Genomic DNA, 8651 nt, shown 5'->3' on the forward strand with positions numbered 1-8651 from the left:
AAAGCGAACGCAAAAGAAAATCTCCCTGTGGTAGATATTACAAAATACGGAAAATATGAGACAGGTCCATTTACGTTAGACCAAAAATATGATGTAGAGTATACAATGGATTTAGGAACGGCCATGGGCAAAAATGGCATGATTTTCACGATTAATGGGAAAACGTATCCTGACACAGCGCCTATTCATGTGAAGACAGGAGATTTCGTAAAAGTAAAAATCGTGAACAATTCACCTACGGATGTACATCCGATGCATTTACACGGCCATTTCTTCCAAGTGTTAAGCAAAAACGGCAAGCCGGTCACAGGCTCTCCATTGATAAAGGATTCCTTAAATGTAAACCCTGGTGAAGAATATGTCGTCGCGTTTAAAGCGGATAATCCGGGAAATTGGATGTTCCATTGCCATGACTTGCACCATGCTTCAGCCGGAATGGTCACACAAGTAAAATATACCGATTACAAATCGGACTATACCCCAGATCCGAATGACACAACGAATAAAGGTGAATAAAAAAGCTGAAGGGGCTGACCCAAAACACAAATGCGTTTTGGGTCAGTCCCTCTTTTTTTCCGCGCTTGTTACTTTCATTATAACATCTCGCTTTCTCGATATTCTTCAAGAAGAGAAAAAACTTTCCCCAGCCGAGACCCGCTACGTTCTAGATAAAAAAGTGCCCCGTCATCACTTCGGGGCACCTTCCGTATGTTATTTCACATCATATCCTTGCTCTTCAATCGCTTCTTTCAGTTTTTCTACGCTGACCTTTGTTTCATCATACTCCACATCGACAGTTCCTTCTTGCAAATGCACTTCTACACGGCCGACGCCATCCAACGCTTGAAGGGCATTGGTCACCGCTGCTTTGCAATGTCCGCATGTCATTCCTTGTACTTGTAATGTAATGGTCATCGTCCATTCCTCCTTGAATGTTTATAGTTTCACGCGTTTCAAACGAAGCGCGTTTGTCACAACCGATACAGAGCTGAATGCCATCGCCGCTCCCGCGATCCATGGCTCCAATAATCCGAAAGCGGCGACCGGAATGCCAATCGTATTATAAAACAACGCCCAGAACAGATTTTGCCGAATGTTTTTCATCGTTTTGCGGCTCAACTCAATGGCTTTCGGGATATGGCGCAAATCGCCGCCGACCAAGGTCACGTCCGCGGTCTCGATGGCGACATCAGCTCCCGTGCCAATCGCCATCCCAATATCCGCTTTCGCAAGAGCTGGAGCGTCATTAATGCCATCACCGACCATCGCCACACGTTTTCCTTGCTTTTGCAATTCCTCGACGATGTTCGCTTTGTCTTCCGGGAGCACCTCGGCGTACACATGCTCAATGCCGACTTCATTGGCGATCGCTTCCGCTGTCCGTTGATTGTCCCCTGTTGCCATATAGACATCGATGCCCATTTGTTTTAATGTTTGAATGGCTTCTTTGGAGCTTTCTTTTACCGTATCCGCGACCGCAATGATGCCGGCAAGCTGTCCATCGATGGCAACGAGCATCACTGTTTTCCCTTGTTTTTCAAGCTCTACCATTTTATCTTCATGCACAGAAATCGCTACAGAGCGTTCCTTCATCAATTTTCGCGTCCCAATAAGGATGCTTTTTCCGTCAATGACCGCTTCAATTCCGTGGCCGGTAATGGCGGAGAAGTGCTCCAATGGCTTCAGCGAAATCGCTTGTTTCTTCCCGTATTCCACAATCGCATGAGCCAGCGGATGCTCCGAAGCGCTCTCGGCGGAAACCGCATAATCGAGCATGTCCTCGCGGAAGGCCAGCACATCGGTGACTTCCGGTTTTCCTTTTGTCACGGTTCCTGTTTTATCGAGTAATACGGCATTGATTTGATGCGTTCTCTCTAGGTACTCACCTCCTTTAAAGAGAATTCCCTGTTCTGCCCCTTTGCCGGTGCCGACCATAATCGATGTCGGTGTGGCCAAACCGAGCGCACAAGGGCACGCGATGACAAGAACGGCGATGGCCGCCTCAAGCGCTTTCGCCAAATCACCCGGCGCAGCAAAGAAGTACCAGATCATAAATGCAACAACCGCAATTCCGACAACAATTGGTACGAAAATACCCGAAATGACATCCGCCATCCGCTGAATCGGAGCTTTCGAACCTTGTGCCTCTTCGACGATTTTAATGATATTGGCAAGTGCTGTATCTTTTCCTACTTTTTCTGCTCGAATGGTCAGCACCCCATTTGTATTCATGGTCGCTCCGATCACATAGTCGCCTTCCTTTTTATCAACCGGAATCGATTCACCGGTAATCATCGATTCGTCTACGGAGGATGCTCCGGCGATGACCGTACCGTCCACCGGTATTTTTTCTCCTGGCTTGACAACAATCGTATCGCCGATCACCACTTCCTCGAGCGGAACTTTTCTTTCTTCCCCATGACGGATGACAGTAGCTTCCTTTGCCTGCAAGCTAAGGAGCTTTGAAATCGCTTCCGTTGTCCGCCCTTTCGCAAGAGCCTCAACGTATTTGCCGACAAGCACAAGCGTAATCAAGACGGCGCTTGTTTCAAAATACAACCTTGGCATATATTGAGGATTCCCAAGCGTTCGCAACGCTTCATACAAGCTGTAAACGTACGCGGCCGATGTTCCAAGCGCCACTAGGACGTCCATGTTCGCGCTCTTGTTTCGCAACGCCCGGTACGCCCCGACATAGAAAGGACCGCCGATGTAGAACTGAACCGGTGTAGCGAAAAGAAGCTGGAACCACGGGTTCATCAACAGATGCGGCATCGGCAAGCCGATATCAAACGGCATATGGGCAAACATCGTATAGAGCAGCGGCAACGATAAGATGATGGAAATGGCAAGTTGCCGTTGTTTTTGTTTCAACCGCTCTTCTTTCCGGCCAGCATCGTCTTGTTCTTCGTTTCGAATTTGCCCCTTATACCCAAGCTTTTTGATTTTCTCTAAAATGTCTTCGACAGATGCAACACCCTCCTTGTATTCGACCACCGCGCTGTTTGTCGCCAAGTTGACAGCAGCGCTTGTCACACCTTCCATCCGATTTAACCCTTTTTCAATCCGCGTCGCACAGGCCGCACATGTCATTCCTTCAATATCAAGCGTCACTTTTTCCGTCGCAACGCCATACCCCAAATTCTCAATTTTCGTTTCGATATCGGCGATCGTTTGTTTTGATGGATCGTATTGAATCGTGGCTTTTTCCGTGGCCAAATTGACATGGGCTTTGACGCCATCCATCTTATTTAATACTTTCTCAATCCGATTGGCGCACGCGGCACATGTCATGCCGGTCACCTTCAGCGTCACGGTTTTCGGCTCCCCCATTTCCCGTTTCCCCCCTTACTTTGAAAATTGTTTCATCACATCCATCAATTCGCGAATCGATTCGTCTCCGCTCCCTTCACGGATCGCTTTCGCCACGCAATGGCTCACGTGGCGTTCAAGCAGCTGCAGCCCGACTTGGTTCAACGCCGCTCTGATCGCAGAAATTTGCACTAAACTATCGATGCAATACCGATTGTCCTCCACCATTTTTTGCACCCCGCGCACTTGTCCTTCGATGCGCTTCAAGCGCTTGATAATGCGTTCGATTTCCTGTTCCGTTCGTGGAACCATTTTTTTATCCACATGATGATCTTCATAATGGTTCATCAAACATCACCTCTTTTCATTACATTATACCGGTAATGGGTATAAAACGCAACATAAGCTCCTTAATACAAATCATGCCCACCATCATCAAGCCAATTGTTCAGCTGACTCGGACTCATTGCCTACCGAAAGAAAAAGCGAACGGTGCTCACCGTCCGCTTTGGGCAATCCATTGAACAAACCGTTCGATCACCTGATCCAACAATTGGATCGTTGCTGCGTCCGTCAATTGCCCCGATTCATCGAACTTTTGGTTCACAAAATTAATCAATACCTCGTTCCCGGCAGGCGGCAACACTTTCGCAGCCAGCCCCGGGCTTTGCAAGATTTGGCGCAAATGAAGCTGGGCTCGGATTGTTCCCATCATCCCTGTCGATACTCCGACAATCATCACGGGTTTATTGACCAACACTTTGTCCACACGCGACAGCCAATCTAGCGCGTTTTTCAGCACGCCGGGAACGGACCAATTGTACTCCGGTGTCACGATCAAAACCCCGTCCACATCCGCCACTTGCCGCTTGAATGCCGCCACGACTTCGGGCGGATCGAGTTCATCGTCTTGATTGTAATGCGGCAAAGCGCCGATATCGGCAATGTCCAATTGGAATTTGTCTTTGTACCGTTCTCGCATAAACTCCGCTAATTTCCGGTTATATGAGTCTTTTCGCAAGCTTCCGACAAGAGCCACAATGTTCATCATTTTCGTCCTCCTTCAAATGGGGTTGATGGTCAATTTCCCCCGCAGCGCAAGGCGAGCGCGCATTCCCTTACTATTTTGCCATTCGATTCCATCAGCTGCCTTTTGCTTCAAATTCCCCTTGCGGTCATTCCCATTATAACTCTTCCCCGTTCGTCGCGATGACGTTTTGATACCAATCAAACGACTTTTTCTTTCTCCGCTCGAGCGTGCCGCTGCCGTCATCGTGTTTATCGACGTAAATCAACCCGTACCGTTTTGAAAACTCGCCGGTCGAGGCGCTCACGAGGTCAATGCAGCCCCATACGAGATAGCCAATCAATTCGACGCCATCGGCGATCGCTTCACGCGCTGCTTCGATATGACGGCGCAAATAGTCAATGCGGTAATCGTCGTGAATCGAGCCGTCTTCTTCCACTTTGTCATGCGCCCCAAGCCCGTTTTCCACAATAAAAAGCGGTACGCGATACCGATCGTACAACCGGTTTAAAATGATGCGCAGCCCTATAGGGTCGATCTCCCAGCCCCAGTCGCTCGCTTTAAGGAACGGGTTTTTCACCCCATCAAATACGCTGCCGGGGATGAGCTCATCATCCATCTTGTCTTTTTTCTGGGTGACGGACATATAGTAGCTTAAACCGATATAGTCGACCGTATGCTTCTTGATCAGTTCCAAATCCCCGTCGCGAATATCGAGTTTCACCCCGCGCTCGTCGAACACGCGTTTCATAAAGGATGGATACTCGCCGCGCACTTGAACGTCGGCGCAAAAGAAATTCAACAGCCGCTCCTCTTCAAGTGCATGCATGACGTTTTCTGGATTGCAGTCGTACGGGTACACCGGGGCGGCGAGAATCATGCAGCCGATTTTTGCGTCCGGAATGATCTCGCGGCACGCCTTCACCGCCAGGCTGCTGGCGACAAATTGATGATGGAACGCTTGAAACAACTCTTGATATTTCGTCTCTTCGCTTTCCGGCACAAATCCCATGCTCATGAGCGGAAAATGGAGCGCACCGTTTATTTCGTTAAACGTCAGCCAATATTTCACTTTATCTTTATAACGCTGGAAAATCACCTTGGCGTAACGTTCAAACAACGTTACCAGTTCGCGGCTCCGCCAGCCACCGTATTCTTTGGCCAAATGGAGCGGCATTTCATAATGGGAAATCGTCACCACCGGCTCAATCCCGTATTTATGTAACTCATCGAACACCCGATCATAGAAGGCAAGCCCTTCTTCATTTGGCTCAAGCTCGGTGCCGTTCGGGAAGATGCGCGTCCAGGCGATCGATAGGCGGAACGCTTTAAATCCCATCTCAGCAAACAGGGCTATATCCTCTTTATACCGGTGGTAAAAGTCGATCGCTTCATGGTTCGGGTATGTGTACTTCTCCTTATCAATGGCAAACTGCAACCCTTTTTCCCTAAGCAGTTGTTGCCTCATCTTTCCTCCCGGAAGCACATCGGCAATGCTTACCCCTTTGTTTCCTTCGCCAAATCCTCCTTCGATCTGGTTGGCCGCCGTCGCTCCTCCCCATAAAAAGTTGGTGGGAAACGCCTCGTTCGTTGTAACCACTAGTCAGTCCCTCCTGTGCAAGTATTCCTCCCCACTAGCTTACCACAAACGCCGCTCCGCCTACACCGACGAATGCTTCATTCCGCTGTTTCTTCTCCCCCATAAAAAACCACCCTTACAACAGGTGGTTGACATCGGAAGAAACACGAATCGTTTGCCTTTTCGTCAACTCCACATCGACCGTTAACAGCTCTTTTTTCTCCCAACTGACGAAACGGTCTTCCCATAACACGTGGCAAGAGTGATCATTCATTTCAAGCACGATTCCCCTCGCCCCATCACAGGCAAAAATGACACAATCCCCGATGTGGAACATAACGATCACCCTAGCCGAAAGACGATCCCGTGCCCCATCGACCGTAAACATGTGGCTGGCCGCCCGGTTGAGCAGCGGAATGTAGCGTTCAAAATATTGCGGGAACGCATCAAAATGATGGGTTGCATCTTTATACTTCTTCAAGTCTTGGACAATAAAGCTCTCCATCAGTTTCAGTCGATAATGGTCAAGCATGCTCTCCGAGAAATCGTTGTACGTTTTTGCCATAATGATCGTTTCGGCTGCCAGGCGTCCGGAAGTCATCGCCATGTTCGATCCTTCGCGGTGAATGGCGTTGACGAGCTGAGCGGCATCCCCAACGACAAGCACACCGTCCCCGACCACTTTCGGCATCGAGTGGTAGCCGCCTTCCGGGATCAAATGCGCCAAGTACTCGACCGGCTCGCTCCCTTGGAGATACGGCCGGATCATCGGATGGTTTTTGACATATTCGAGCAGCTCGTACGGTTTGATTTTATGTTTGATCAGCCCGGAAAGCAGCATGCCGACGCCGATGCTTAAGGTGTCTTTATTGGTGTATAAAAATCCGGTTCCTAATATGCCTTTTGTTGCATCGCCGAGCAGCTCGATCGTGCATCCTTGCTCCGGATCAAGGTTGAAACGTTCTTCGATCACTTTTTTATCGAGCTTGACAATGTCCATCACTGCGAGCGCGACTTCATCCGGCCGCCATTCGCGGTGAAACCCGAGCTGTTTCGCCAAAAGCGAGTTCACGCCGTCCGCCAGCACGACGACATCGGCATACACCTCGCCGTCCGGGCGGTCGGTGCGGACACCGACGACGCGGCCTTTTTCAACGATGCATTCGAGTGCCACCGTTTCACAAACGAGCAACGCCCCTTGTTCGACTGCTTTCTCGGCAAACCATTGGTCAAACTTCGCCCGCAAAACGGTAAAGTTGTTGTACGGCTCGCGTCCCCACTCCAATCCTTTATAGCTGAACGTCACCGCCGACTCTTTATCCATCAGCATAAACCGCTGCTCAACGATCGGCCGCTCGAGCGGGGCCTCTTTATAAAACTCCGGAATAATGCCTTCCATCATTTTTCGATAGAGCACGCCGCCCATGACGTTTTTCGATCCTGGATATTCGCCGCGCTCAAGCAATAATACGTTGACCCCGGCTTTGGCAAGCTCATAGGCGCACGCCGTTCCGGCCGGCCCCGCTCCGACGACGATACAATCAAATTTTTCAGGCATGGCGGATTTCCTCCTCGATATCAAGAATCGTCGTATCCGCCGTCAGTCCGGTCGGCAAATCAGTGGCAATGGCGCTCGCCAAGTCTTTCCCTGTCGGCGTCGCCCCGTACAGCAGCACTTCCGGTTTATACTTTTGACAACAGTCAAGCAAAGCGCGCATATACGACTCGGTCCGGTAATGGGCAAAAATCGGATCGTCGTATACATAAACGACACCCGCCCCATAGGCAAACAACGTCGACGCAAGCGGTTTGACACCACTTCCAATCAGCACTCCGCCAAGCTCGGTGCCGCGTTTATCCGCCAGCGTCCGCCCGGCTCCAAGCAACTCCAAGGAAACAGGAGTCACCTTCCTCTGATAGAAACAAGCATTCCTATTGCCTAAAATGGCCTCAAAACTGTCGAACTCGGGTTATATTTGTTAAAAATTACAAAAAATAAGCCGAGCCACCTGTTCCCTCAAAACGCCACCATGATCATGGACCAATCACGACGCCGCAACTCAAGCCAACCATCCATTAACAGAGAAAAATCTTATTCAAAACGTCCTTTTCTTTTCCCTGCTTCACGTCGTATAATCAAAAAAGAGGAGGGGAACAAGCATGGAGCGCGATACGGTGGTGAAAGAAGTGGTCGAGGCGCTGAAAATATTTTCCCGCGACATCCGCACCCAAATTGACGAAATGGGAAGTCAGCTGAGAGCGGAAATGCAAGAAACGGCCAACCAGCTGAGAGCGGAGATGCAGCAATTTCGCGCCGAGGTGAACGAGCGGTTCGACCGACTCGAACAAAAATTCGCTGGCTTGCGCGTAGAGCTGACCGAAACGCAAGAAACCGTCCATTTCCTCGCGTCCAAAACCATCCAGCACGAGAAAAAACTTCACCATTTGGCCAAGCAGCTTGAATCCATTCGCTAGTTTTCCTTCATCCGAAAGCCGCGTTTGACTGCGAGTCAAGCGCGGCTTTGATTTTTGCATCTCGGCTTCTTCGATCCCGATCAAATCCCCTCCTGCCCGGCCGCGCACGAAGACGGAAGAGAAGCTGATGATTTATCCACCCGTGGTGCTAGTTGAGCTTTAGCGCTCAACTAGCCCAAGTGTAACCAGGGAATAAGCTAACAATATACCGTCTAGTGCCACTTCAAATCCGATAATCGAATTGGCTCGGATCCCCGT

The 8651-nt window shown here is 49.8% G+C and carries 8 protein-coding genes and 3 pseudogenes; 2 read left to right on the forward strand and 9 right to left on the reverse strand.

Annotated features, from left to right (window positions below; translation table 11 throughout):
* Positions 1-516 (forward strand): multicopper oxidase domain-containing protein (locus tag IKE44_RS09710; RefSeq protein WP_287465747.1); only part of this gene is annotated, 516 nt, incomplete at its 5' end.
* A gap of 195 nt (positions 517-711) precedes the next feature.
* Here IKE44_RS09710 and copZ read toward each other — a convergent pair.
* From copZ to IKE44_RS09750, 8 genes and pseudogenes are all read right to left on the reverse strand, one after another.
* Positions 712-915 carry a copper chaperone CopZ gene (gene copZ, locus IKE44_RS09715; protein WP_033015735.1) on the reverse strand — a complete coding sequence of 68 codons (204 nt, stop codon included), beginning with the start codon at positions 913-915 and terminating at the stop codon, positions 712-714.
* A gap of 21 nt (positions 916-936) precedes the next feature.
* Positions 937-3333 (reverse strand): heavy metal translocating P-type ATPase, encoded by a 2397-nt coding sequence (locus tag IKE44_RS09720; protein ID WP_064213583.1) that lies wholly within the window; start codon positions 3331-3333, stop codon positions 937-939.
* Between the two features lie 15 nt (positions 3334-3348).
* Positions 3349-3660 (reverse strand): metal-sensing transcriptional repressor, encoded by a 312-nt coding sequence (locus IKE44_RS09725; protein WP_287465750.1) that lies wholly within the window; start codon positions 3658-3660, stop codon positions 3349-3351.
* A 148-nt stretch (positions 3661-3808) separates the two neighbouring features.
* A complete protein-coding gene (locus tag IKE44_RS09730; RefSeq protein WP_049625055.1) occupies positions 3809-4360 on the reverse strand; it encodes an NADPH-dependent FMN reductase in 552 nt (183 codons plus the stop codon).
* 136 nt (positions 4361-4496) lie between these two features.
* A complete protein-coding gene (locus IKE44_RS09735) occupies positions 4497-5939 on the reverse strand; it encodes a glycoside hydrolase family 1 protein (protein WP_014195217.1) in 1443 nt (480 codons plus the stop codon).
* Positions 5940-6054: 115 nt separating this feature from the next.
* Positions 6055-6255, reverse strand: a complete 201-nt coding sequence (locus IKE44_RS09740) for a hypothetical protein (protein ID WP_094239759.1) — start codon at positions 6253-6255, stop codon at positions 6055-6057.
* A gap of 30 nt (positions 6256-6285) precedes the next feature.
* A pseudogene (locus tag IKE44_RS09745) lies at positions 6286-7476 on the reverse strand (FAD-dependent oxidoreductase); the annotation flags it as partial.
* Between the two features lie 7 nt (positions 7477-7483).
* A pseudogene (locus IKE44_RS09750) lies at positions 7484-7864 on the reverse strand (electron transfer flavoprotein subunit alpha/FixB family protein); the annotation flags it as partial.
* 214 nt (positions 7865-8078) lie between these two features.
* Here IKE44_RS09750 and IKE44_RS09755 point away from each other — a divergent pair.
* Positions 8079-8393, forward strand: coding sequence for a hypothetical protein (locus tag IKE44_RS09755; RefSeq protein WP_049625046.1), 315 nt, complete (start codon positions 8079-8081; stop codon positions 8391-8393).
* Positions 8394-8552: 159 nt separating this feature from the next.
* Here the strand turns inward: IKE44_RS09755 and IKE44_RS09760 are convergent.
* Positions 8553-8651 (reverse strand): annotated as a pseudogene (locus tag IKE44_RS09760) (IS982 family transposase); the annotation flags it as partial.

The sequence above is a fragment of the Geobacillus sp. genome (genome assembly GCF_017515625.1).
GTDB classification, from domain to species: Bacteria; Bacillota; Bacilli; order Bacillales; family Anoxybacillaceae; genus Geobacillus; species Geobacillus stearothermophilus.

Coding starts and splice junctions, on each gene's coding strand:
- copZ (WP_033015735.1), bottom strand. CDS start 915: ATGACCATTACATTACAAGTACAAGGAATGACATGCGGACATTGCAAA.
- IKE44_RS09720 (WP_064213583.1), bottom strand. CDS start 3,333: ATGGGGGAGCCGAAAACCGTGACGCTGAAGGTGACCGGCATGACATGT.
- IKE44_RS09725 (WP_287465750.1), bottom strand. CDS start 3,660: ATGAACCATTATGAAGATCATCATGTGGATAAAAAAATGGTTCCACGA.
- IKE44_RS09730 (WP_049625055.1), bottom strand. CDS start 4,360: ATGAACATTGTGGCTCTTGTCGGAAGCTTGCGAAAAGACTCATATAAC.
- IKE44_RS09740 (WP_094239759.1), bottom strand. CDS start 6,255: ATGTTCCACATCGGGGATTGTGTCATTTTTGCCTGTGATGGGGCGAGG.
- IKE44_RS09755 (WP_049625046.1), top strand. CDS start 8,079: ATGGAGCGCGATACGGTGGTGAAAGAAGTGGTCGAGGCGCTGAAAATA.